This window comes from Rhodococcus sp. P3_B8 (genome assembly GCF_056402775.1).
The window spans coordinates 1-23,133 of record NZ_JBFUGT010000043.1; the positions used below are offsets into that span (position 1 = coordinate 1).

The 23,133-nt window shown below is 67.0% G+C and carries 21 protein-coding genes and 1 pseudogene; 16 read left to right on the forward strand and 6 right to left on the reverse strand.

All coding sequences use genetic code 11. From position 1 onward, the window contains the following. From AC1D1G_RS16735 to AC1D1G_RS16745, 3 genes are all read right to left on the reverse strand, one after another. Positions 1 to 714: prephenate dehydrogenase/arogenate dehydrogenase family protein (locus AC1D1G_RS16735; protein WP_477952962.1), on the reverse strand; the 714-nt coding region annotated here is incomplete at its 3' end. Then, the gene (gene pabB, locus AC1D1G_RS16740) at positions 711 to 2,783 is read right to left on the reverse strand and encodes an aminodeoxychorismate synthase component I (RefSeq protein WP_317569206.1); all 2,073 of its coding nucleotides are present in this window, start codon (positions 2,781 to 2,783) and stop codon (positions 711 to 713) included. The genes AC1D1G_RS16735 and pabB, both read right to left, overlap by 4 nt. After that, complete coding sequence (locus AC1D1G_RS16745) at positions 2,783 to 3,220, reverse strand: chorismate mutase family protein (protein WP_317569268.1); 438 nt, start codon at positions 3,218 to 3,220, stop codon at positions 2,783 to 2,785. The genes pabB and AC1D1G_RS16745 overlap by 1 nt, the downstream gene beginning before the upstream one ends. Before the next feature lie 230 nt (positions 3,221 to 3,450). On the opposite strand from AC1D1G_RS16745, the gene AC1D1G_RS16750 reads away from it, so the two are divergent. Further along, positions 3,451 to 4,386, forward strand: coding sequence for an esterase/lipase family protein (locus AC1D1G_RS16750; RefSeq protein ID WP_418342634.1), 936 nt, complete (start codon positions 3,451 to 3,453; stop codon positions 4,384 to 4,386). A gap of 27 nt (positions 4,387 to 4,413) precedes the next feature. Here the strand turns inward: AC1D1G_RS16750 and AC1D1G_RS16755 are convergent, their stop codons facing one another. Together AC1D1G_RS16755 and AC1D1G_RS16760 are read right to left on the reverse strand one after the other, a co-directional pair. Next, on the reverse strand, positions 4,414 to 5,109 hold the full coding sequence (locus AC1D1G_RS16755; RefSeq protein WP_418342633.1) for a GntR family transcriptional regulator: 696 nt from the start codon (positions 5,107 to 5,109) through the stop codon (positions 4,414 to 4,416). A gap of 47 nt (positions 5,110 to 5,156) precedes the next feature. Continuing rightward, on the reverse strand, positions 5,157 to 6,299 hold the full coding sequence (locus AC1D1G_RS16760) for an acyl-CoA dehydrogenase family protein (protein ID WP_477952964.1): 1,143 nt from the start codon (positions 6,297 to 6,299) through the stop codon (positions 5,157 to 5,159). Between the two features lie 156 nt (positions 6,300 to 6,455). On the opposite strand from AC1D1G_RS16760, the gene AC1D1G_RS16765 reads away from it, so the two are divergent. Both AC1D1G_RS16765 and AC1D1G_RS16770 read left to right on the forward strand, forming a co-directional pair. Further along, entirely contained in the window at positions 6,456 to 7,988 is a 1,533-nt protein-coding gene (locus AC1D1G_RS16765) for an aldehyde dehydrogenase family protein (protein ID WP_477952966.1), read from the forward strand. A 23-nt stretch (positions 7,989 to 8,011) separates the two neighbouring features. Continuing rightward, positions 8,012 to 8,944 (forward strand): oxygenase MpaB family protein, encoded by a 933-nt coding sequence (locus AC1D1G_RS16770; RefSeq protein ID WP_477952967.1) that lies wholly within the window; start codon positions 8,012 to 8,014, stop codon positions 8,942 to 8,944. Positions 8,945 to 8,982: 38 nt separating this feature from the next. On the opposite strand, the gene AC1D1G_RS16775 is transcribed toward AC1D1G_RS16770, so the two are convergent. Then, positions 8,983 to 10,221 (reverse strand): TetR/AcrR family transcriptional regulator, encoded by a 1,239-nt coding sequence (locus tag AC1D1G_RS16775; RefSeq protein WP_283332970.1) that lies wholly within the window; start codon positions 10,219 to 10,221, stop codon positions 8,983 to 8,985. 437 nt (positions 10,222 to 10,658) lie between these two features. Here AC1D1G_RS16775 and AC1D1G_RS16780 point away from each other — a divergent pair. The 13 genes and pseudogenes from AC1D1G_RS16780 to AC1D1G_RS16840 all read left to right on the forward strand — a co-directional run. After that, positions 10,659 to 11,084 (forward strand): annotated as a pseudogene (locus tag AC1D1G_RS16780) (3-hydroxyacyl-CoA dehydrogenase); the annotation flags it as partial. Between the two features lies 1 nt (position 11,085). Beyond that, positions 11,086 to 12,075 (forward strand): NAD(P)H-dependent flavin oxidoreductase, encoded by a 990-nt coding sequence (locus tag AC1D1G_RS16785; protein ID WP_317569209.1) that lies wholly within the window; start codon positions 11,086 to 11,088, stop codon positions 12,073 to 12,075. Further along, positions 12,072 to 12,854, forward strand: coding sequence for an enoyl-CoA hydratase (locus AC1D1G_RS16790; RefSeq protein ID WP_477952970.1), 783 nt, complete (start codon positions 12,072 to 12,074; stop codon positions 12,852 to 12,854). Before AC1D1G_RS16785 ends, AC1D1G_RS16790 begins: the two co-directional genes overlap by 4 nt. 126 nt (positions 12,855 to 12,980) lie before the next feature. Continuing rightward, complete coding sequence (fadD5, locus tag AC1D1G_RS16795; RefSeq protein ID WP_317569211.1) at positions 12,981 to 14,573, forward strand: fatty-acid--CoA ligase FadD5; 1,593 nt, start codon at positions 12,981 to 12,983, stop codon at positions 14,571 to 14,573. 64 nt (positions 14,574 to 14,637) lie between these two features. Next, entirely contained in the window at positions 14,638 to 15,447 is an 810-nt protein-coding gene (locus AC1D1G_RS16800) for an MlaE family ABC transporter permease (protein WP_105412661.1), read from the forward strand. Further along, complete coding sequence (locus AC1D1G_RS16805) at positions 15,447 to 16,307, forward strand: MlaE family ABC transporter permease (RefSeq protein WP_009479359.1); 861 nt, start codon at positions 15,447 to 15,449, stop codon at positions 16,305 to 16,307. The genes AC1D1G_RS16800 and AC1D1G_RS16805 overlap by 1 nt, the downstream gene beginning before the upstream one ends. Then, positions 16,307 to 17,359, forward strand: a complete 1,053-nt coding sequence (locus AC1D1G_RS16810) for an MCE family protein (RefSeq protein ID WP_317569213.1) — start codon at positions 16,307 to 16,309, stop codon at positions 17,357 to 17,359. Before AC1D1G_RS16805 ends, AC1D1G_RS16810 begins: the two co-directional genes overlap by 1 nt. Further along, complete coding sequence (locus AC1D1G_RS16815) at positions 17,356 to 18,372, forward strand: MCE family protein (RefSeq protein ID WP_280782626.1); 1,017 nt, start codon at positions 17,356 to 17,358, stop codon at positions 18,370 to 18,372. The genes AC1D1G_RS16810 and AC1D1G_RS16815 overlap by 4 nt, the downstream gene beginning before the upstream one ends. After that, positions 18,369 to 19,409, forward strand: a complete 1,041-nt coding sequence (locus tag AC1D1G_RS16820) for an MCE family protein (protein ID WP_317569215.1) — start codon at positions 18,369 to 18,371, stop codon at positions 19,407 to 19,409. The genes AC1D1G_RS16815 and AC1D1G_RS16820 overlap by 4 nt, the downstream gene beginning before the upstream one ends. Next, the gene (locus tag AC1D1G_RS16825) at positions 19,406 to 20,497 is read left to right on the forward strand and encodes an MCE family protein (RefSeq protein WP_477952971.1); all 1,092 of its coding nucleotides are present in this window, start codon (positions 19,406 to 19,408) and stop codon (positions 20,495 to 20,497) included. The genes AC1D1G_RS16820 and AC1D1G_RS16825 overlap by 4 nt, the downstream gene beginning before the upstream one ends. After that, positions 20,494 to 21,543, forward strand: a complete 1,050-nt coding sequence (locus tag AC1D1G_RS16830) for an MCE family protein (protein WP_477952972.1) — start codon at positions 20,494 to 20,496, stop codon at positions 21,541 to 21,543. The genes AC1D1G_RS16825 and AC1D1G_RS16830 overlap by 4 nt, the downstream gene beginning before the upstream one ends. Beyond that, positions 21,540 to 22,727: an MlaD family protein gene (locus AC1D1G_RS16835; RefSeq protein ID WP_477952973.1), complete on the forward strand. Its 1,188-nt coding sequence runs from the start codon at positions 21,540 to 21,542 to the stop codon at positions 22,725 to 22,727. The genes AC1D1G_RS16830 and AC1D1G_RS16835 overlap by 4 nt, the downstream gene beginning before the upstream one ends. Positions 22,728 to 22,757: 30 nt before the next feature. Further along, positions 22,758 to 23,132, forward strand: coding sequence for a hypothetical protein (locus tag AC1D1G_RS16840; protein ID WP_283332979.1), 375 nt, complete (start codon positions 22,758 to 22,760; stop codon positions 23,130 to 23,132). The last annotated feature ends 1 nt before the right edge of the window (position 23,133 follow it).

Sequence of the window (23,133 nt, forward strand, 5' to 3'; positions counted from 1 at the left end):
CGGATTGCCCGCCTGGATGTCCCGGTAGACCTCCGGGACACCTCCGCCGACCCGCGCGAGGAGTGCGAGCGACACGAGATGGGGAGGGGTCCCCACCGCGGTGAGTTCGGCGCCGTCGACACCGAGGTCCGCGAGCGCGAGGCCGAACGCGAGGACGCCGGCGTGGGTCAGTGCCTGGGTCGCTGCCGTGAGCCGGTCGTGGTGTTCGGCGTCCAGGCGGACCACCGACGACCCCCAGCCGGACAGCACCGACAGGAACCATTCGACCTCATCGCTGTCCCGGTAGGTCACCGCCGCGACGGGGCGGCCCTCCGGTCCGAGGGAAGGCGCGAACATCGGGTTGATGCCCACCGCGCCGTTGCGCAACGCGCTGTCACGCAGGGCGGCGACGAATCGGGACTTCACGGACAGTGTGTCGACCAGCAGGGCGTGTTCGGGTAGCTCCGCGACGACGAACGGAATCGCCTCCAGCGCGACGCTTTCGGGGATCGCGAGGATCACCGCATCGGCGGCGTGCACCACCGCCCGCAGCTCCGGCGACGGTTCGGTGACGTCCCCCTTCACCTGATCCGGGTCGGACCGGTCGGTGAAGCGGATGTCGATGGTGCGCACCGTGTTTCCGTCGGCACGCAGCCGAGCCGCCATCATCCGGCCGACATCGCCGGAGCCGCCGATCAGCGCGACGGTCCGGGTGGATGCGGCCGGGACGTTCACGGCCCGATCTCGTTCGGCCGGTCTGCCGTCACGGTCAGTGCTCGCAACATGGTGGCGGCCTTGACCATCGCCTCGTCGAATTCCTCCTCCGGGTCGGAGAGGGCGGTGATCGCGCCGCCGATGCCGAACGTCACCTCGGTGTCCGTGGCGACGATGGTGCGGATGACGATCGACAGGTCGGCCGTCCCCGTCAGTGAGAAGTAGCCGATCGACCCGGAATACACACCGCGCGGCCCGGACTCGAGCCGGTCGATGATCTCCATGGTCCGGATCTTCGGGGCGCCCGTCATCGATCCGCCCGGGAAGGCGGCGCGAACGCACTCGACGACGGAGGCATCCGCGCTGAGGGTCCCGCGCACGGTCGACACGAGTTGATGCACGGCCGCGTACGTCTCGACGTCGAAGAGCTTGGGAACGTGCACGGATCCGGGAACGCACACCCGGGCCAGATCGTTGCGGGTCAGATCGACGATCATGAGGTTCTCGGCGCGGTCCTTCTCGCTGTCGAGCAGGTCCTGCCGCAGCGCCGCGTCCTTGGCGGGGGTCGCGCCGCGTGGCCGCGTCCCCTTGATGGGTTTGGACTCCACCACCCGGTCCGCGCCGATCCTGAGGAACCGTTCGGGGGAGGCGCTGAGAACGGACAGTCCGGCGAACTGGAGGTACGCGCTGTACGGGGTGGGGCTGATGGAGCGCAGCAACTCGAACGTGTGCAGGGGATCGATCGACTGGTCCACCGTCGCCATGTTGGTCAGGCACACCTCGTAGGACTCGCCGGTCCGGATCTCGCCGAGCGAGGTCGCGATGTGTTCGAGGTACTTGTCGTGCTCGTGGCGCAGGGCGAGCTCGGCGGACTCCGGCTTCCGGATCGGCGACACTGCGGTCGGCGGGTTGTCCGGCTCGGCCAGCCGATGCAGCGCCACCTCCATCTCGTCGAGCCAGCGGCGCAACTCCGGATCGTCCTGGTGATCACTCAGGCACAGCGCGTAGGTGCGCTCGCCGGAATGGTCGATGACGACGGCGCGGTCCGCGAACACCAGCGCGGCGTCCGGGGTGGGCGACTTGTGGGCCGCCGTGCCGCCGGTCTCGGCCTTCAGTTCGTAGCCGAGGTACCCCACGTAGCCGAGGCCGAACGGCACACCCGGGAGGCCGGGCACCGACCGGGCCTGCAGTTGCCGCTCGAGGTAGTCGAAGAACGGTGCATGTACCTGTTCGACCGGCAACCCCTCGCGAGTGATCCGGACGATCGCTTCGCTGACGTCGTACGTGATGTATTCGGCGCGTGGGCCGGAGCAATTGCCCATGATGGTGAACCGCGAATTCGGTTCCGATGCCGACGTCCCGTCCAGCCAGAACGCGTTGGGCCCGGACGCGAAGAGATCCTCGAATGTGGTGCGGGGATCGACTTCGTGGTCGACGCGCACCTGCTGGACCACGTACGGCGCGTGGGGAATCGGGATTCTGAGCATGGAACCGTGCGTGGGTGTCCCGGAATGCGTCTGCGTGAGATCGCGGAAGTTCGCGAGCAGTTCGTGACCGAAGGCGGTGCTGATCGACTCGGGGTGGAACTGGACGCCCCACAGCGGACGAGTGCGGTGACGGACACCCATCAGCAGGCCGTCGGCGGTCCAGGCGGTGGCCTCGAGGTCGTCGGGGAGATCCTCGACGATCAGCGAGTGGTAGCGGACCGTCGGAAACGGTGACGGAATGCCCGCGAAGAGTTCGGAACCGTTGTGTTCGACGAGGGACACCCGGCCGTGCATCGGTTCGGGTGCGAGAACCACACTGCCCCCGAACAGCTGGCACAACCCCTGATGGCCGAGGCACACGCCGAGGACGGGGAGTGCGGTCTCCGTGATGACGCGCGCACTGATGCCGAAGTCCCGTTGCCGCTCCGGGCGTCCGGGGCCGGGGGAGATGACGATGTTGTCGAAGTCGGACCAGGGGATCGAATCCCACTCCACATCGTTGTGCACGACCGTGGGGGGTTCACCGTTCACCTCGGCCAGGAGGGTGAACAGGTTGTAGGTGAAGGAATCGTAGTTGTCGACCAGGAGCGTCCGGGTACTCATCACGACTCGACATTCGCAGAGGGCACGGAACTGTGACGAACGTGGTGGTTGTCACGGTGGTCGTGGTGTCCGTTGTGGTAGAGCCCCTCGTCGGCGGGCTCCGCGTTGATCACGAGGTCCTCGAGCCTGCAGGTCTCGGCGATGAGAAGGTCGTAGAGCGAGTCGAAGAACTCCGGGGACAGTGAGTGGCTGTCCGCGTACTGTCGCGCCCGTTCGTGGACGATGTGGATCCGGCCGGGCTGCATCATGGCGATGTGCTCGCGTCGCTTCAGTTCGCCGATGCGCAGGCACACCTCCAAGCGCTGCCGGACCGCGTCGAGAAGGGTCGCGTCGACTGCGTCGAGTTCCGCGCGCAGACCGTCGAGTGCCTGCTGCGCCGAGGCGTCAGAATGCTCTCCGGAATCGTCGCCGTTCCGCTGTCCTACGGAGAAGTACATAATCGCCCCACTCACTCGATCGGCAGTAGCTTTCTCTTCCCGACTATCGTGTGTCGTTGGTGGTTCGTTTCCATGAGCCTCCCGGATGGCCGGGAGGACCGTGTTCGATCGGCCGAATACGAACCAGGTGGGTTATCACCCCCAGAGTCTCGATCTCGAGTTGAGACTTTGATGGACGGTTGGCTAACGTAACCTGAAGTCTATTTCCGCTCACTCAGGATACGAGGAATATGCGTATATCGTCGGCCAGTAGGGCTCTGATGTTCGTGCTGGCAGGCATTGTGATGCTGGGCGGCGCGGCACCAGCGGCAGCGGATCCCGTGGAAGCGGAACCCGCGCCCGTGGTCGATCCGTCCGTGCTTCCAGGGGCGAACGACTGGAGCTGTAAGCCATCCGCGGCACATCCGCGTCCCGTCGTGCTGGTGCACGGCACCTGGACGGGCATGGTGGGAACGTGGAAGGACCTCGCTCTGGCGCTCCACGCGGAGGGCTACTGCGTCTTCGCCCTCAACTACGGACAGGCCGCCGGTCTGACCGAGGGCAACATGATGCGCATGTTCGGCGGCGCCGACATCGCGGAGTCCGCTCAGCAGCTCGCCGGCTTCGTCGATCAGGTCCGCACCACCACCGGCGCTTCGCAGGTCGACATGATCGGGCATTCGCTCGGTGGCACGGTGTCCCGCCAGTACCTGCGGTTCGACGGCGGCGCGGACCGCACGAACCCGGCGCTGAACAAGGTGCACTCGCTCGTCACGCTCGGCGCCACCAACCACGGCACCAGCTTCGGGGACGTCCAATCGCTCGGCGCGATCGCGCAGGCACTGGGTGTGCCGGTCACGACGCTCGCCGGTGTCGCGGTCGGACCGTCCTACATCCAGCAGATGGTGGGCTCGCCCTTCCTTCAGCTCCTCAACGCGGGCGGCGACACCGACCCGGGCATCGAGTACACGGTGGTCGCGAGTCGCAGCGATACCGTGTCGACCCCGCCGGAGAACACGTTCCTGACGGCCGGTCCGGGGGCCGTCGTGCACAACATCTGGCTCCAGGACGGCTGCGACGCGAACACGGCCGAACACAATCAGCTGACCACCGATCCGCGGGCCGTGTACATCATCCAGCGGGCGCTGGACCCCACGTACGGAGATCGCAACCCCGCACCGTGCTGACCCGGCGCCGGGGACCGGTGGTGCCGGTCAGTCCCAGATGCCGACCTCGTCGAGATGCGCGACCAGCCGCTGGGCGCCGTCGATGAAGTGGGCCTTGTTCTCGGCACCCACCACGTCGGTCTTCCCGTCGGCGAGGGCGGCGATGAGACGGCGATGGCTGTCGACCGCCGACTCGCCCCAGGCCGGATCGGACGAATAGAACTGCACCGGGGTGTATCGGGTGGCGCTGAGCAGGAACCACGACAGCTTGCTCGCGTCGGCAAGCCGGTTGATGACCCGGTGGAACGAGAACTCGAGGTCCTCGATGCGGTCGGCGTCGCCGTCCTCGACGGCGCGCCGCAGTTTCTCGTTGATCGCGGTCAGCTCTTCCACGGCCTCCGGGGTGGCCGACCGTGTCGCGCGGACCGCGAGTTCCTCGGCGATCTGCCCCTGCAGCCAGAAGAGGTCGTGGATGTCGTCCCGGCTGAGCGGGGCGACGACGTACCCGCGGTGGGGAACCAGTTCGACGAGTCCCTCGCCCCGCAGGGTCAGGAGCGCCTCACGGACAGGTGTGACGCTGACCCCCAGGTCCGCCGCGGTCTCGTCGAGGCGGATGAAGTCACCCGGGCGAACGCCCCCGGACATGATCAGGTTACGGACGTGCACGGCGACGTCGTCCGACAGCTGGGGTCGACGGCGCAGGGTGCGGCCCGCTGGGGATCGTGACACGGAGGGCGATGCCATGGAGAACTCCTTCGATGCGGCAAACCAGCATAAACCGCAGGGGATGATTACAAGCCGTAGGTCTTGCCGATGATGTCGCGCTGAATCTCGTTGGTACCGCCGTAGATGGTCGACACGATGGTGGAGCGGACGTGCTTCTCCATGTCGAACTCGGTGGCGTAGCCGTACCCGCCCATCATCTGCATGCCCTCGAGCGCGACCTTCTTCGCCGTCTCCGTGACCTTCAGTTTGGCCATCGACGCCTCGCGGGCCAGCATCTTGTCCGGGTTCGCGTCGACGTCCTTGGCGACGCTGTAGACGAGCAGCTTGCAGCACTCGATCTCGGTCGCGAGATCGGCGATGCGGTGGCGCAGCGCCTGGAACGATCCGACGGGCCGCCCGAACTGCTTGCGCTGGGTGACGAAGTCGAGGGTGTCGGCGAACGCGCGCTGCGCGGTGCCGAGCATCATGGCGGCGAGGATCAGGCGTTCGAAGTTCAGGCCGGTCATCAGCTGGCGCCAGCCGTTGCCGACCTCGCCCACCACCGCGTCCTCGGGCAGGACGCAATCGGTGAAGTAGAGATCGTTGACCTCCTTGCCGCCCATCGTGTYGATGCCGCTGATCTTCAGCCCGGCGGTATCCGCGGGGACGTGGAACATCGTGAGGCCTTCGTGCTTGCCGTCGCCGCGCCCGGTGCGGGCCACGAGCAGGATGTTGTCGGCGAAGTGTGCGTTGGAGCACCACGTCTTCTGACCGTTGATCACCCAGCCGTCGGCGGTCTTCTCCGCGCGGGTGCTGAGGTTGCCGACGTCGGAACCGGCTTCCGGCTCGGACATCGAGATGGACTGTGATCGGCCGGCCACGATGCCGCGCAGCACGATGTCCTTCTGTGCGTCGGTCCCGAACTTCGCGTAGGCGCCGCCCGTGATCAGGGTGGGACCGATGCCGCCGATGGGGGCCATGCCCTTGGCGGCCTCCTCGAGCAGGATGCACATGTCGACGTGGCTGGCGGCCGATCCGTCGTACTCCTCGGGAATGGTGATGCCCAGCCAGCCCAGCTTGGCCATCTTCTCGTAGACGTCCTGATTGTGGTTGTGCTCGCCGTGATTCGTCAGCCTGTCGCGCTGCTCGCGGGTGCCGCTCTCGCGCTTGCAGAAATCGGCGATCGCCGACGCGAAGTCCTTTTGTTCACTGGTGAATTCGACGCTCATGTCCGGGGGACTCCTCGAGGTTGATTCGGCCGGCGAATCGGTCGGCCGGAGGTGACTGTGTGGGGCTTGCCGCGATGGGGTCTGCCGCATACTGTGATGTCCACTACATTACATCACATCACATATATTTGATGTGATCTCGAGGGAGGACAGACCATGCCACAGCAGGCGGAGACGACCGAGACGACGGCCGGCGCGCAGCCCGCGGCCTCGACGGAGCAGGCGCCGAAGACGTTCGCGTCCCTGGACCCGCGCAACGGCAACGTCCTGGCCGAGTACCCGATCCAGGGGGAGCAGGAGGTGCGCGAGGCCGTCGACGCGGCCCGAGCGGCCGCTCAGTGGTGGAACGCTCTCGGATTCGACGGCCGCAAGCAATGGCTCCTCGACTGGAAGAAGTCCGTCGCGCGAGACGGTGAGCAGCTCGCCGCACTCGTCGCCGCCGAAACCGGTAAGCCGTACGACGACGCGCTCCTCGAAGTGATGCTCGCCGTCGAACACCTCGACTGGGCCGCGAAGAACGCGGGCAAGGTCCTGAAGCGGCGCAAGGTGCCGTCGGGCCTGGTCAGCGCGAACCAGGCCAGCAGTGTCGGATACGAGCCGATGGGTGTGGTCGGTGTCATCGGGCCGTGGAACTACCCCGTGTACACGCCGATGGGGTCGATCTCCTATGCGCTGGCGGCGGGCAACACTGTCGTCTTCAAACCCAGCGAGCTGACCCCCGGGGTCGCGGTGTGGCTCGCCGACAAGTGGAAGACGCTCGTTCCCAACCAACCCGTGCTGCAGGTGGTCACCGGAGACGGGTCGACCGGCGCGGCTCTCGTCTCGGCCGGGGTCGACAAGATCGCCTTCACCGGATCTGCCRCCACCGGCAAGCGCGTCATGGCCGCGTGCGCCGAAACGCTCACCCCCCTCGTCGTCGAGGCGGGCGGCAAGGACGCCATGCTCGTCGACGCCGACGCGAATCTCGACGAGGCGGCCGGCTTCGCGGTGTTCGGCGCGATGGGCAACGCCGGACAGACGTGCGCCGGCGTCGAGCGCATCTACGTCGTCGACTCGGTGTACGACGAGTTCGTCCGACTGGTCGCCGAGAAGTCGAAGGTCCTGCACCCCGGCCCCCGGGACGCCGCCTACGGTCCGATGACGATGGCCGGCCAGTCCGACGTCGTCCGCGGCCACGTCCAGGACGCACTCGACAAGGGCGGATCCGCGGTGGTCGGCGGACTGGACTCCATCAAGGACGGCTACGTCGGGCCGATCGTGCTGACCGGCGTTCCCGAGGACAGCACCGCGATCCGCGAGGAGACGTTCGGACCCACGGTCGTCATCAACAAGGTCGCCAGCCTCGACGAAGCGGTCACGAAGGCCAACGGCACCACGTTCGGGCTCGGCGCATCCATCTTCACCAAGGATGCGACGAAGGCGATGCAGGCTGCCGAGAAGCTCAGGACCGGAGTCGTGACGATCGGTTCGGTGCTCGGGTTCGCCGGTGTGGCGGCGCTGCCGTTCGGGGGTGTCGGAGATTCGGGCTTCGGCCGCATCCACGGCGCCGACGGTCTGCGTGAATTCAGCCGGGTCAAATCCATCGCCAGGCAGAAGTTCGCGGCTCCGCTGAACCTGCTCACCATGCAGCGCAAGTCGCGGGACATGAAGATCTCGGCCTGGATGTTGAAGAACCGGCACGGACGCTGATCACACGGCAGGAGGGTATTCACATGCTGATGAAGACCAAGCGTGCCGACACCGGCGCGCCGGGCGAGGTTCCGCGGGGCAGGCACGGCTGGCGGCGCCGCATCGAGGAACTCGACCCGATTCGGGATCACCAGGAAATCCATCGCATCACGGCCGGCTACGAATTTCCGTGGGACTACCAGCGATCCCTCGAGTTCGCGCTGTTCCGGACGTACTGCGTCCCCACCATTTCGGAACTGCTGCAACGCACCGGTGAGTTCGAGAAACGGCCACAGAAGCGGTACGACGACACCGCGCTGCTGATGGCCGAACTCGTCGAACACGGCTACGACTCCGAGCGCGGCGTCGAATCGCTGCGCGTCGTGAACCGCATGCACGGCAAGTACGACATCGACAACGACGACATGCTGTACGTGCTGACCACCTTCATCTACGAGCCGATCGACTGGATCGACCGCTTCGGGTGGCGGCGGCTGACCCCGAACGAGCGTCTCGCGTGTTTCCATTTCTACCGCCAGGTGGGAATCCGAATGGGAATCAAGAACATTCCCGAGCATTTCGAGGACTTCTACCGGTTCAAGGTGGACTACGAGCGGAAGCATTTCCGGTACACCGACGACAACCATCGCGTCGGCACCTACACGCTGAAGCTGTTCTGTTCCTGGTTTCCGGCGCCTCTCCGGCCGCTCGTCGCTCAGGGGGTCTACGCCCTCCTCGACCCGATGATGCTGTCGGCGTTCGGGTTTCCCGCCGCCCCGATCTGGCTGCAGAACGCGTCCCGCCGTGCGCTGCGGACCCGTGCGAGGTTCGTGCGCTTCCTGCCGCCGCGGCGGGAGTCCAAGGCCGCYCGGGATCGGCACAACCGGAGCTATCCCGGATACCCGGTCGGCTACCGTCCCCGGGATCTGGGCGCGGACAGCGACAATCACCGTGGAGCCCGTCGACAGGTCGCATGACGGCTGTGCCCCTGGGTGACTCGTCCAGGGACACGGCCTCAGTGGCCCAGTAGTACCGCCGTCATCAGGGTGTGGAGACGCGCACGCGACTCCTCGCGGGTGTCGAAGTGGACCAGTCGGCCGATATCGAGAACCAAACCCAGCGCCGCGTGAACCAGGAACCGTGCCTCCGGAGCCGAGAGTTCGGAGCGCACGGTGGTCACCAGGTGGACCCACTCCTCGACGTGCAGGCGCTGCACGTTGCGGAGATTGGTCCGCTCGTTCTTCGGGAGATTCCCGATCTCCGCGAAGTACACCGACAGCACTTCCGGGTTCCGGAAGGCGAGTTCCAGATAGGACTCCGCGAGTGTGCGGAGTGCATCCTCGGGGCCGGTGGCGGTGGACAGCGCCGCCGAGGTAGCCACAGCCAGCCGGTCGGACGCGCGGTAGAACACCGCCGCGAGAAGGTCGGCCTTGCTGGGGAAGTGGCGGTACACGCTCGACGCGTTGATGCCGGCCGCGGCGCCGATTTCTTCGATGCTCGAGTCGTGATAGCCGTGCCGGTCGAATATCTTCACGGCCTCGTTGATCAGCAACTCGCGCTTGGACGTCACCGCCAGGCCGCGTACCGCACCTGTGCCCGCGTTCCTGCCGTCGGCCGGGACGGCGGGAGGCAGTGTCGCGTGCAGGATCGATTCGCACGCCGACTCGAGTAGCGCGCCGAGCCGGCGCGTCGCGAGGGTGGTGCGGTGTGCGCTGATGCTTCCCATCACGCTCAGTGTCGACGCCCCCAGTGTCGTGGCGTCGACGGACGTGAGTTCGGGGCGCAGTTCCCGCAGGGGGCCCGCCACGCACTGGGTGACGTGAACGAAGACGTCGCGGATTCGCGTGCGATCCTCGGCCTCGAGGTACCGGCCCTCCCAGCGGTAGAGCCCGGCGACCTTGCGGTTCTCGATGGTATTCGCGACGAGCGCGGAGATCAGATGGTCGAGGCGGTCTCCGGGCTCGCGTTCGGCCATCCCCTCGAGCGCGCCGTCCGCGGCTGCCTGCAGAGCGTCGGCCGTCGTGGTGGCGGCGTGTACGAGCAGGGCGTACTTGTTGGGGTAGTGCCGGTAGAGGGCGGGGCCGGAGATCCCGATGGTGGCCGCGATCTCGTCGACGCCGACCGCGTGGTAGCCGCGCTCGCTGAAGGCCTCGGCAGCGACGTTCGCGATCTGGGCCTTGCGGTTCTTCGGGCGACGGCGGATCGGCCGCTCGGTGGCGGCACCGGCCGTCGTGCTGGTCCGAGCCACGGTCACCTCCAGTAATCGGCAGTCATCTGCCAGTTTAACTGTCGATCATCTTAACCGAGACTTTCGCATCGTCTGGTCGGCTGAGGGTTGCGTTCGGAGAAATCGTCACGCCGCATTCTCGGAAAATGCCGGTGAATCCGGCCGCCAAGGTGTTGTGGGGGTATTGACACGTGAGGAACAGGCGGAATAAGTTAACCGAAATTCGCATGTGTCCGCGGTCTCCTGACGGTCGTGCGCTCCTGGATCTCACATTTCGAACTATCGGAGGTAGCTGGAACATGAGTGCAACCCGGCAGAGCGGGCAGGCATTGATCTTCGACGCGATCAGAACCCCTCGCGGACGGGGCAAGAGCAACGGTGCCCTCCACGGCACCAAGCCCATCGACCTGGCGGTCGGGTTGATCGAGGAGATCCAGGTCCGGAATCCGAATCTGGACCCGGCGCTGATCGACGAGTTCGGCCGCAAGGGTCGCTCCACAGGCGCCGGCTTCTACGAGTACGCGGACGGTAAGCGCGTCGGATTGTGGTCCGGGCTCGAGACATTCCGGCGCGACGGTGCGCACACCGAGATCCCGTTCGAGGACATCAAGGAGCGGATGCTCTTCATCGAGGCCGTCGAGACGGTCCGATGTCTGGAAGAGGGGGTGCTCGAGTCGACCACCGACGCCAATGTCGGTTCCATTCTCGGCATCGGGTACCCCGGCTGGACCGGTGGCGTGGCCCGCTACATCGACCAATACCCGGGCGGGATCCAGGGATTCGTCTCCCGGGCGCAGCTGCTGGCCGCGCGGTACGGCGACCGATTCCTTCCACCCCAACTACTGCTGGACAAGGCCGCCGCAGGCGGCACGTTCGAAGAGGTGAACTGAGATGAGGACGAAATTCACCGAGGCCTTCGGTGTCGAGCATCCGATCGTCCAGGGCGGCATGATGTGGGTCGGCCGTGCCGAACTCGTAGCGGCCGTGGCCGATTCGGGGGCGCTCGGATTTCTCACCGCGCTCACCCAGCCGACTCCCGAAGATCTCGTTGCGGAGATCGCCCGCACACGGGAGCTCACCGACAAGCCCTTCGGTGTGAATCTGACGATCCTCCCGTCGATCAACCCGCCGCCGTACGCCGAGTACCGCCAGGCGATCATCGATTCCGGAATCGGGATCGTCGAGACCGCCGGCTCCAATCCGGTGGACCACCTCCCGCACCTCAAGGACGCGGGGATCAAGGTGATCCACAAGTGCACGAGCGTGCGGCACGCGGTGAAGGCGGAACAGGTGGGTGTCGACGCGGTCAGCATCGACGGCTTCGAATGCGCAGGGCACCCGGGTGAGGACGACGTCGCGGGCCTGATCCTGATCCCGGCGGCCGCCCGAAAGCTCACGATCCCCCTGATCGCGTCCGGTGGTATCGCGGACGCGCGTGGTCTCGTCGCAGCACTCGCACTCGGCGCCGACGGCGTGAACATGGGCACCCGATTCATGTGCACGGTCGAATCCCCGGTGGCACACGCCGTCAAGGAACAGATCGTCGCCAACACCGAACGCGACACCGAACTCATCTTCCGCTCCCTTCGCAACACCGCCCGCGTCGCGACCAACGCGGTCAGCACCGAGGTGGTCGACATCGAATCCCGTGGCTGCGAATTCGCCGACATCCAGCATCTCGTCGCCGGAGCCCGGGGACGCACGGTGTTCGAAAGGGGCGATCTCGACGCCGGAATCTGGACCGCTGGACAGAGCCAGGGCCTGATCGACGACATCCCGACCGTGCGCGAACTCGTGACCCGGATGGTCACGGAGGCGGAATCGATCATCACCGGACGGCTCGCGAGCACGGTCGACTCGCGCATCGGAGCGGTGTCGTGACCGCCCCGGCGGTCGACGGGCTGCGCGTCGTCAACGAGGCCGGGATCCTCCGGATCACGATCGGCCGCCCCGACCGGATGAATGCCCTCGACCTGGCACACATGACGGCACTGGGCGACGTGCTCACCGCAGCCGCCACGGACTCCTCGGTTCGCGTCGTGATCATCGCGGGGGCGGGCAAGGCCTTCAGCACGGGCGCGGACCTCGCCGCGGCCGGGGGCCGGGAAGCGCCCGCGGAGGTGGTGATGGATTCCGCCAACCGGGTGGTTCGTGCCATCGTCGAGWTGCCGGTCCCGGTCATCGCGCAGGTGAACGGGGCGGCCGCGGGTGTCGGGGCGTCCATCGCGCTGACGGCCGACCTGACGTATGCCTCCGAGAACGCCTATCTACTCCTCGCGTTCGTCAACATCGGGTTGATGCCCGACGGCGGTTCCAGCGCGCTGATCGCGGCGTCCATCGGCCGGGCACGGGCCACCCGGATGGCACTCCTCGGAGAGCGCCTGCCCGCCGCGCAGGCGGAGCGGGACGGCCTGATCGCGGGCGTCCTCCCTCCGGACGAACTCGCCGCGCACGTCGATGCCGTGGCGGCCCGGCTCGCTCGTGGTCCGAGGCGGGCCATCGAACTCACCAAGCGGGCACTCACCGCAGCGACGCTCACAGCTCTGGACGCATCACTCGACCGCGAGAAGGCGGGCCAGGCGGAACTGCTGCAGGCCCCCGACTTCGTCGAAGGGGTCACCGCGATGCTCGCGAAACGCGCTCCGAACTTCCGGAGCTGATGCGAATTGCGGTTAACAAGACTGTTCCGATAGACGTCGAGATCTGTAATACTCGTCACAGCTCGGTGCGGGTCCGAACAGGCAGACGGGCGCCGGGCACGAGTACAGCGAAGGGACCACCACCACATGTCGTCACGTAGCGAGCTGCTGGAGCAGCCACTGCAATCCCGCCGCAACCACTGGAACAACTGGGTTGCGTCGCACGCGGAGATGAAGCCCGATCAGGCCGCGTTCCGCTTTCTCGGCCACAGTACGACCTGGCGCGAATTGCACGACCGATCGGAGGCGCTCGCCGGCGCACTGTCCCGGCGAGGCGTGAAGTTCGGCGACCGTGTTCTGCTGCTCACCCTCAACCGCACCGAATTCTTCGAAGCGGTTCTCGCGATCAATGCCCTCGGCGCCATCGCGGTCCCCGTCAACTTCCGGCTCACCCCGCCCGAGGTCGCGTTCATCGCCCGTGACTCCGGGGCTCGTGCGGTGTTCACCGAGCCCGCGCTCGCACCGCTGGTCGCGGCGGTGCGGCAGGACGTTCCCGAACTGAGCCTGGTCGTGAACATCGGCGCCGACACGGAAGCCGACATGCTCGGCTACGAAGAACTCGTGTCGGAGTCCGGCCCGGCCCATGCCCCCGTCGATCTGCCGGAGGACACACCGTCGCTGATTCTCTACACGTCCGGAACGACGGGTACGCCCAAGGGTGCGGTGCTGTCGCACTCGAACATGGTCGGACAGTCCATCACCTGTATCCGCGCGATGCGTTACGACCGCGGCGACGACATCGGGTTCCTCGCGTCCCCCGTGTTCCACGTGGCCGCGCTCGGTTCCGTCGCCCCGATGCTGATGCTCGGCGGTACCACGGTGATTCACCCGCTCAAGGCGTTCAACCCCACCGAGATGCTCGACGTGTGGGAGCAGGAGCGGATCACGACGGTGTTCCTCGTGCCGGTGCAGTGGCAGGCCGTCTGCGCCGACCCGACCGTCCGGGGTCGCGATCTCGCCCTCCGCGTCATCAGCTGGGGGGCCGCGCCCGCATCGGATACGGTGCTGCGCGCCATGGCGGACACGTTCCCGCGGGCGCTCATCGTCGCGGTGTTCGGGCAGACCGAGATGTCGCCCATCACCTGTGTCCTCGACGGGGACGACGCGATCCGCAAACTGGGTTCGGTGGGCAAACCGATCCCGACGATCCAGACGCGCGTCGTCGACGACGACATGAACGACGTCGCACCCGGGACCGTCGGCGAAATCGTCTACCGCGGACCGACGATGATGCTCGAGTACTGGCAGAACCCGGCCGCCACGGCGGACGCGTTCGCCGGCGGGTGGTTCCACTCCGGAGATCTGGTGCGGCAGGACGACGAAGGATTCGTCTACGTCGTCGACAGGAAGAAGGACATGATCATCTCCGGCGGAGAGAACATCTACTGCGCCGAGGTGGAGAACGTCCTGTTCGGACATCCGCGGATCCGGGAGGCCGCCGTCGTCGGCCGGCCCGATCCCAAGTGGACCGAGGTGCCCGTCGCCGTCGTCGCACTCGACGACGAGGGATCCGACCTCACCGTGGACGAACTCGCGGCGTGGCTCGACGACAAGCTCGCCCGGTACAAACACCCGAAAGACGTCGTGATCGTCGACGCGCTGCCCCGCAACGCCAGCGGCAAGGTCGTCAAAGGCGAACTCCGAAAGACCCACGGCGCATCCGGCGTCGCGGTCGTCTGACCCCGTATCGAACATCTCGAGGCCGGTCCCCGCTCTGCGGTGACCGGCAACGGGGGAGGACCGCGTGACATTCGAGTTGCCACCCGCCAAAGGGCCCGTGAGTCACTTCGCCAACGAAGTCGGCGCACTCATCGGATTCTCTATCGCGACCACGGTGGCCGCGGTGCGAGTTCTGGTGCGGCGCAAGTTGGCCTGGCGGGAACTGCTGGATCAGGCCTGGCGGATCGCGTCGGTCACGTCGGCACCCGCCCTGCTGTTGATGATCCCCATCGGAGTCCTCATCGCTGTCACGATCGGTAGCCTCGCCGGTCAGCTCGGCGCCGAGGGGTACACCGGGGCGGTCGTGGGGTTCGTGATCGTCGGGCAGGCGTCCGCCCTGGTGTGCGCGCTGATGCTGGCCGGGGTCGGAGGGTCCGCGATCTGCGCCGACCTCGGCTCGCGGACGATCCGCGAAGAGGTCGAGGCCATGGAGGTGCTCGGGCTCAATGTGATCGAGCGGCTCGTGGTCCCGCGCGTGCTCGCAGCGGTGATCGTCGGCATCGCACTCTGCGCGATGGTCACCGCCGTCGGAGTGTCGGCCTGCTTCCTCTTCCAGGTGATCGTCCAGAACAGTTCGGCGGGAAGCTTTCTCACCGCACTGTCGCAGTACACGCGGTTGTCGGATTTCGTGGTCGCCCTCGTCAAATCGACGGCGTTCGCGGTGACGTCGGCGCTCGTCGCCAGTTTCAAGGGGCTGCACGCCAAGGGCGGGCCCAGCGGTGTCGCCGACGCCGTCAACGAGGCCGTCGTGCTGGCCTTCATCCTGGTCTTCATCGTCAACACCGTGCTCAGTCAGCTCTATTCCGTTCTCGTCGTCCCGGTAGGTGGTTACTGATGGTCGTGAGCACCAGATGGCCCGCAGTGCACTGGGTGCGGGCCCGGGCACGTCAGCCCCTCGACCTGATGACGGGGCTGGGGCGGGAATTCACGTTCTACGGCAGCGTGATCGCCGGAGTTCCCCTCGCGATCGTGAAGTACTGGCGGCACATCATGCGTCAGATCGGCGACATCAGCTTCGGCGGTGCCACGCTGCTCGCCGGCGGCGGCGCGATCGGTGTCGTCTTCGCGATGTCCGCCGTCGCCGCGACACAGGTGGGCATCGAAGGGCTGCGCGGACTGGACCTGCTCGGCATGGGATCGCTGTCCGGACTCCTGTCGGCGATCCTCAACACCCGCGAACTGGCGCCCGTGATCGCCAGCATCGCGCTCGCAGCGAAGGTCGGAACCGGGTTCACCGCGCAGCTCGGCGCCATGCGCATCTCGGAGGAGATCAGTGCGCTGGACGCGATGGCGATCCGGTCGCTGCCGTTCCTCGCGAGCACACGACTCGTCTCGTGCCTGATCTGTGTGGTGCCGTTGTACGTCGTCGGCCTGCTGTCGTCGTACCTGGCATCGCGGCTCGTGATCGTCACGTTCGGCGGGCAGTCGGCCGGAACCTACGACTACTACTTCCATCTCATGCTCACCCCCACCGACGTCGTGTACTCGTTCGTCAAGGCCGTCGTGTTCGCGACGATCATCGCGCTCGTCCACTGCTCGTACGGATACCACGCGCACGGCGGCCCCGAGGGCGTCGGCCGTGCGGCCGGACGTGCGTTGCGGACCAGCATCCTCGCCATCGGTATCGTCGATCTGCTGCTGACGCTCTCGCTGTGGGGTCTCGTCCCGTCCGCCCCCGCCCTGGGGTTGCCGTGATGCGCGGCCGCCCGGGTGGTCCGGGCACCGGCGCACTCGCCGTGCGGGGGGTGATCGGAGTGGCGGTCCTGATTCTGGGATCGGCATTGCTGGTCGGTTTCGGCACCGGAACGATCGTCACCGATCCCGTGGTGACAGCGACACTTCCGGCCGCCGCCGGTGCCGTGAAGTCGCACACCACGGTGTCCTACAAGGGGGCGACCGTCGGAACCGTGTCGAGTGTCGACGCCGGAATGAACGAGACGGGCATGGACATCAGTCTCCGCCCCGAGCAGATGCGTCACATCCCGGCTTCCGTCGAGGTGCGGGTCGTTCCCCGCACGCTGTTCGGCGACCAGACCGTCGAGCTGGTGTCGACCGCCGGAAGCGGCGGCGCCCGACTCGAGGCCGGGGCGCGGCTGCAACCCGACAACTCGGCGGAGACCGTCCAGATGTACGACCTGTACTCGAAGGTCTACGACATGCTGTCGCGGGTGAAACCCGAACAGATGCAGGCCGCACTCAGTGCCGTCGCCGACGCGTTGCGGGGTCGCGGCGAGCAGTTGGGGCACACCATCGACAGCCTCCACGCTGTGGCGACATCCACCGCGCCACTCGTCGAGTGGGTCGGGGAGCGGACGCCACAGATCGCCCGGATCAGTGAGCAACTGGCCGCGGCCGCGCCGGACGTCCTCGCCGCCATGGACGCCGCGGTGTCGCTGTCGAACACACTCGTCGAGAACACCGACAGCTTCACCGGTTTCCTCGCCGCTTCGCTCGTCGTCTCGAGGAATTCCGGCGACGTCCTGGAACAGAACGCGGACAACATGATCGCGGTGGCCCTGAACGTCTCGCCGACCCTGGGCACCATGGCCAGCAAGTCCGATCTGCTGCGGGCCACCCTCGACGAGGCAGGCCCGTTCGGCGAGGCAGGCGCCGCCGTCTTCTCCACCGGCAAGTTCGCGGTCCGGGTCGCCGCGGACCTGTCCAACCCGCGGCCCTACACGTCGGCCGACTGCCCGCAGTATCCCGGCATGGACGGACCGAACTGCGGGGGAGGTGGCGGAGGATGAGCGTCCGGAACTCGGCAATCAAACTGGCGATCTTCGGCGTCCTCGGCATCCTCTCGGCAGTGCTCGTCGTGAACACGCTGCGGGTCCCGGTCGAGGGGCAGACCGTCACGTACAAGGCGTTGTTCACCGACGCCCAGGGTGTCACTCCCGGCAGCGACGTCACCATCGCCGGTGTGCGGGTGGGACGTGTCGATTCGATCGACATCGTCGACGGCGACGCCGGAAGTGCCACCGCCCTGGTGGACTTCGAGGTGCAGCGCGATCAGAAACTTCCCGCCGACACCACCGTCGCCATCCGGTACGGCGACCTCCTGGGGGTCCGGTATCTCGATCTCGCGGCCGGGCCGTCGGGCGAGGGCACCCTCGAGGAGGGCGACACGATTCCGCTCGACCGAACGTCGCCCGCACTCGACCTCACCAGTCTCTTCAACGGATTCAAGCCACTGTTCGACGCCATCGACCCGAAACAGGTCAACGCACTCGCCACCGAAGTCGTCGCGGTGTTCGACGGCAGGAAGGCGAGCATGGAAACTCTGCTGCGCAGGGTGGCGGACGTCACCGGCAACCTGGCGAATCACGATCAGCTGATCGGTGATCTCATCCGGAACCTCGAGGTGGTGGTGGGAACGGCGGCGGCACGGGGTCCCGAGCTGTCCCACCTCGTCGACAGCCTCACCCAGTTCACCGGGATGCTGGCCGAGAACAACGAGGTTCTCATGGACACCCTCGATCAGAGTGCGGCGGTGAGTCGCTCGGCGCTGCAGATCGTGGACGGGCGCGTCCCGGAGCTCGGCCGCACAGTGGAACAACTTCACTCGCTGACGGGGGCGATGCTGGGCGCCAACCCGGAATTCGATCACCTCATGGTGGCCATGCCGGAGTTCTTCTCGTCCGTCGACCGCTCGGGCTCGTACGGCTCGTGGCTCAACATCTACCTGTGCACCTTCATCGTCAACGTCGACGGTCGCGAAGGCGCCCTCGGTCCCGACCTGCATTCGAGGTACTGCCAATGAGTGTCACCGAGAACGTGCGCGACGTCTGGGACTCGCTGGCCGGAAATCAGCGAGTGCGGCCCGTCAACCCGCTGATCGTCGGAATCGTGGGAATTCTCGCGGCAACGCTGGCGCTGGCGCTGGTTCTGGTGATCCCGCGGGTGAGCTTCGCCGTGCGGACCGACGGGTACACGGCCGAACTCGCGAACGCTGCGGGCCTGACCGATTCGGACTACGTGTACGTGGCGGGGGTCCCCGCCGGCCGGGTCACCGGAGTGGACCTGGCGGGCGATCACGTGGTCGTGCACTTCCGGCTCGACGGCGAACGTCACCTCGGATCGACGACGTCCGCGGGGGTGAAGCTGTCGACCATCCTCGGCAAGCGCTATCTGGACGTCGCGCCGTCGGGGCCGGGAGACCTGGGGGATGACGGGGTGATCCCACTCCGCCGCACCAGCGTTCCGTATTCGCTCGACGACATCGGATCGTCCGCGATCGAGACGGCGGACGAACTCGACCTCGGGGGACTGCAGAAGATGCTTGCGGTGGTGACGGAGACATTGCCGCAGGACGCGAACCTCAACCGGGAGGCACTGGCGGGTGTGAGCGCGGCGTCCACGATCCTGGCGAAGAACGCCGACCAGGTCACGCAATTGCTCGACAGCTCGCGGACCCTCACGGACGTGCTGGTCGGTCAGGAGGGTCAGCTCACCACCCTGCTCGGTAACGCGGACGTCGTGATGAACACACTCGCCACCCGGCGTGCAGCCATCCGCCAGATGGTCGACGATCTCCAGGCACTCGTCGCACAGGCATCCCAGTTCCTCGGCGAGAACACCGCCGAGCTGGATTCACTGCTCGCCAACGCGAGACAGGTGACGGACCGGCTGCAGGCGAACCTCGCGAACCTCGACTCGCTCCTGACCACGGGTGCACCGGCCGCGAGGGCCCTCGTGAACGCGACCGGAACCGGCGACTGGGCCGACGTCTCCGCGCCGTCGGCCGTCATCGCCGACAACCTGCTGTGCGTCGTCGGACTGATCACGGGGTGCTCGTGAACGCGGGCATCGCACGCCGGGTCGCCGGGATCGGCGGCGTGCTCGCGCTCGTGGTGGCGATCGTCGTGGCCGGCTGGCTGCTGATCTTCCGCACGTCGTCCACCGTCGTGCATTCCGAATTCGCCTACGTCAACGGCGTGTTCCCCGGCACCAAGGTCTCGGTGCTCGGGGTTCCGGTCGGCACGGTCGAGGCGGTCGAGCCGAGAGGCGCGACCGTGATGGTCACGATGTCCGTCGCGTCGGACATCGTGCTGCCCGCGGACGCGAATGCGTACGTGCTGGTGACGTCCGCGATCGGTGAGCGATTCGTCGAACTCGGCCCCGCGTACACCGGCGGCCCGGTGTTCGAGAGCGGGCAGACCATTGCACCCGAGCGCAGTCATTCGCCGATCACCTGGGACCAGTTGATGGACAGCGTCGACACCGTCGTCAAGGCGCTCGGTCCGGACGGAGGCGATGCCGGCGCCGCGATCTCCGCTGCCGCCGCGTCCTCGGACGGCCTCGGTCCCGCGATGAACGACGCCATCCGCACACTGTCGCAGGCGAGTTCGGTGATCGCAGGCAACAGCGCGGATGTCGGCGCGCTCGTCGACAACCTCGAGGTGCTCGTGAACGCGATCTCGTCGCGTCRGGCGCAGGTCGATTCACTCGCCGGTTCGCTCACTGCGATCGGCGACGAGTTCGCCGGCCAGCAGTTCGCGATCGGCGACACGGTGAACCAGTTGTCCGCGCTCCTGAACCAGATCGACCAACTCGTGTCCGCCCGGGGCGGCGACGTCGCCGCCGGCATCGACAACCTCGCGGGAGTGAGCGAGGTGCTGCAGAGGCACGACACCGACCTCGCCGAGATCATGGACCTGGTGCCCTTGCTGATCGACAACATCCAGCGTGYGGTCACTCCTGACCAGCGTGCCCGCATCCGGCTGAACATCTCCACCAACCTGGCGCAGGCCGAGCCGACGTCCCCGCTCTGCGCGGTGGTCGATCCGATCCTCTGCCGCGGAGCGGGAATCACCAACCCGATTCAGTTTCCGCCCAGCATGTCCGACCCGTTCGGGCTGCGCGAACTCATGGTCGGAGGACGATGACGATCCGGGCGAGAACGAAATCGCTGACGGCGGCGCTGGTCGTCGGTATGGCGCTGCCGGTCGCGGGGTGTTCGCTGAGCCTGCAGGATCTGTCGGTGGGCCGTTCGCCGGACGGTCCGTCATATCAGATCTCCGCGCAGTTCGACGGTGTCGATCGTGTCGTCCCGGGCGCCGAGGTCCGGGTGGGTCAAGAGGTGGTGGGCCGAGTCTCGGACGTGTCGACCCGGGACTTCACCGCTCGGATCGAGATGCGGATCCGCGACGACGTTCCGATACCGCAGGATGCGACGGCTCGGATCGAATTGCCCACGGCCCTCGGCAATCCCTTCGTCCGACTCGACGTCGGGGGCGCGGCGGGCGCGCCGATGAGCGAGGGTGACACCATCCCACTGGACCGGACGTCGCGCGGTCCCGACATCGAGAGTGGCCTGGCCGCGCTGGCCACCGTGCTGAACGGCAGCGGCATAGACCAGATGCACGCCATCATGAACGAATTGACCGTCGCCTTCGCGGGCCGCTCGGACAAGGTCCGGGAACTGGTGGACATGTTGAACGACACACTGGGCGTCGTCGACGACCATCGGGACGAACTCGACCGGGCGATGGTGGCGTCCAATGCCTTCGCGGCGGAACTCGCCGCCGGGCAACCGACCCTCGATCGGGCGATGACCGGCCTGGCGCCTGCGGTGGATCTCCTGGTGTCGCAACGCGATCAGATCGTCGCGTTGATGGGGGAGGCGTCCCGTCTCAGCCGCGAGGCGCAACATGTCCTCGGCAGCGCCGGATCCGAACTGTCGGCCGAGATCAGCGACGCGGGGGCCGTGCTCACGGCACTCGACGGGTTCGAGTCACAACTCGCGCCGACACTGAATTCGGTGGCCACGTTCCTCGGTGGATTCGCCGCGGCCACACCCGGCGATTACACGACGTTCGACGGAACGTTCGACGTCACCGCCGTCATCGCCAAGTTGCTCACCGGATCGGCTCCGCTCGAGGTGCCGGAAGCCCGTACGCTGCCCGAGGTACTCGGCGGAGGCGTCCGATGATGACACGTCACGTGGTGGCGCAGTTGGTCCTGTTCCTCGTGATCTCGATCGCCGCGATGCTGTTCGGGCTGCGGTACGTCGCAGGCCCGGACACGTTCGGAAGTCCCATTCACCTGAGTGCGCGGCTCGACCACGCCGCGGGCCTCGCCCAGGGAGCGTCCGTCAATTATCGCGGAGTCGGAGTGGGCACTATCAGCTCCGTCGACGTGAACCCCGAAGGGACGGGCGTCGTCCTCGGCATCGAACTGCATCCCGGTACCCAGGTGCCGGCCGGATCGACGGCGAAGATCACCACCGAGAACGCGATCGGCATCCAGGCGCTCGACATCATGCCCGACAGTGCGGACCCGCCGTACCTCGCGGACGGAGACGTCGTCGAGGTTCCGGAGGAGGGAATCCCGCGCTCGCTCGACGCGACCCTCGTCGAGACCACGGACCTCGTGAACTCGATGGACATCACCGCTCTGTCGTCGCTGGCCGACACGTTCGGCACCGCCTTCGGGGGCACGGGGCCCGACCTGCAGAACCTGCTCGACGGTTCCGCCGAGATCGCCCGGACACTCGAAACCCGCACCGACGCATTGTCGACCATCGTGAACAAGGGCATGCCGCTCCTGGACACGGCGGACGGCCTCACCGCCGCTCTGCCGGAATCGGCGAGCACCGCGCGGAACGTTCTCGAGCAATTGCGGGCCCATGACTCCGCCCTCGTCGACCTGCTCGGGCGCTCGCCGCAGACGATGGCGAGTCTGGACTCGTTGCTGTCGGGAAATCGGGACTCACTGGGCGCCCTGATGACGAATCTGGTTCTCCCCACCCGGATCGTCGGTGACCGCACACCCTCCCTCGACTACGGCCTGACGATCATGCCCGGCGCGCTGCCGAAGATCGCGTCGATCGAGAAGGGCGGACTCGCGGACCTTTTCCTGGTCGGAACGCAGGGGCCGATGTGCGTGTACRACGCCCCTCGCCGTCTGGTGACCGACGCGGAACCGAGTGCGCCCGCCCTGGACTGGACGTGCCAGTCGCAGCAGTACCTGGAGCAGCGGGGTGCCGTGAACGTTCCACGACCGGACGACCTGGGTCAGGAGAACGCGACGAGGAACGGCGGCGTCTACGGACCACCGGCCGCGGACGATCCGTTGGTGATCGAGCCGCCACTCACGGGGCACACCCCGCGCTAGGTCCGTGCACGAGCCGAGGAGAGAACATCGATGAGCAAACCGACGGGTGCGGCGGACGGTGTCGATACGGCCGGCCGTATCAGGAGACTCACCCAGGCCGCACTCAATGCCGACGTCACGATCGGCCGCGTCGACGGGGTGGCCCACGAGATCGGGACGTCCCTCGACGAATTCGCCCGCGTGCTGGGCAGGTTCGACGCGTTGCTGGACAAGTTCGCCGACGGGCTCGACACCTTCGCAGGCACGGTCCGGTCGGTGGACGGAGTCGTCGGGTCGCTGACGGCCCCCGAACAGGACCTCGACGAGCTGCTGCTGCGCGTCGGCCGGATCGTCGAGACGGTCGACTGGCTCCTGACCCCCGCGACGGCGGTGCGTCACCGGTTGGCCGGGATCAGATTCTTCTGAG

Coding starts and splice junctions, on each gene's coding strand:
- AC1D1G_RS16810 (WP_317569213.1), top strand. CDS start 16,307: ATGCGCGGCCGCCCGGGTGGTCCGGGCACCGGCGCACTCGCCGTGCGG.
- AC1D1G_RS16820 (WP_317569215.1), top strand. CDS start 18,369: ATGAGTGTCACCGAGAACGTGCGCGACGTCTGGGACTCGCTGGCCGGA.
- AC1D1G_RS16755 (WP_418342633.1), bottom strand. CDS start 5,109: ATGGCATCGCCCTCCGTGTCACGATCCCCAGCGGGCCGCACCCTGCGC.
- AC1D1G_RS16785 (WP_317569209.1), top strand. CDS start 11,086: ATGAGGACGAAATTCACCGAGGCCTTCGGTGTCGAGCATCCGATCGTC.
- pabB (WP_317569206.1), bottom strand. CDS start 2,783: ATGAGTACCCGGACGCTCCTGGTCGACAACTACGATTCCTTCACCTAC.
- AC1D1G_RS16830 (WP_477952972.1), top strand. CDS start 20,494: ATGACGATCCGGGCGAGAACGAAATCGCTGACGGCGGCGCTGGTCGTC.
- AC1D1G_RS16815 (WP_280782626.1), top strand. CDS start 17,356: ATGAGCGTCCGGAACTCGGCAATCAAACTGGCGATCTTCGGCGTCCTC.
- AC1D1G_RS16805 (WP_009479359.1), top strand. CDS start 15,447: ATGGTCGTGAGCACCAGATGGCCCGCAGTGCACTGGGTGCGGGCCCGG.
- AC1D1G_RS16840 (WP_283332979.1), top strand. CDS start 22,758: ATGAGCAAACCGACGGGTGCGGCGGACGGTGTCGATACGGCCGGCCGT.
- AC1D1G_RS16745 (WP_317569268.1), bottom strand. CDS start 3,220: ATGTACTTCTCCGTAGGACAGCGGAACGGCGACGATTCCGGAGAGCAT.
- fadD5 (WP_317569211.1), top strand. CDS start 12,981: ATGTCGTCACGTAGCGAGCTGCTGGAGCAGCCACTGCAATCCCGCCGC.
- AC1D1G_RS16750 (WP_418342634.1), top strand. CDS start 3,451: ATGCGTATATCGTCGGCCAGTAGGGCTCTGATGTTCGTGCTGGCAGGC.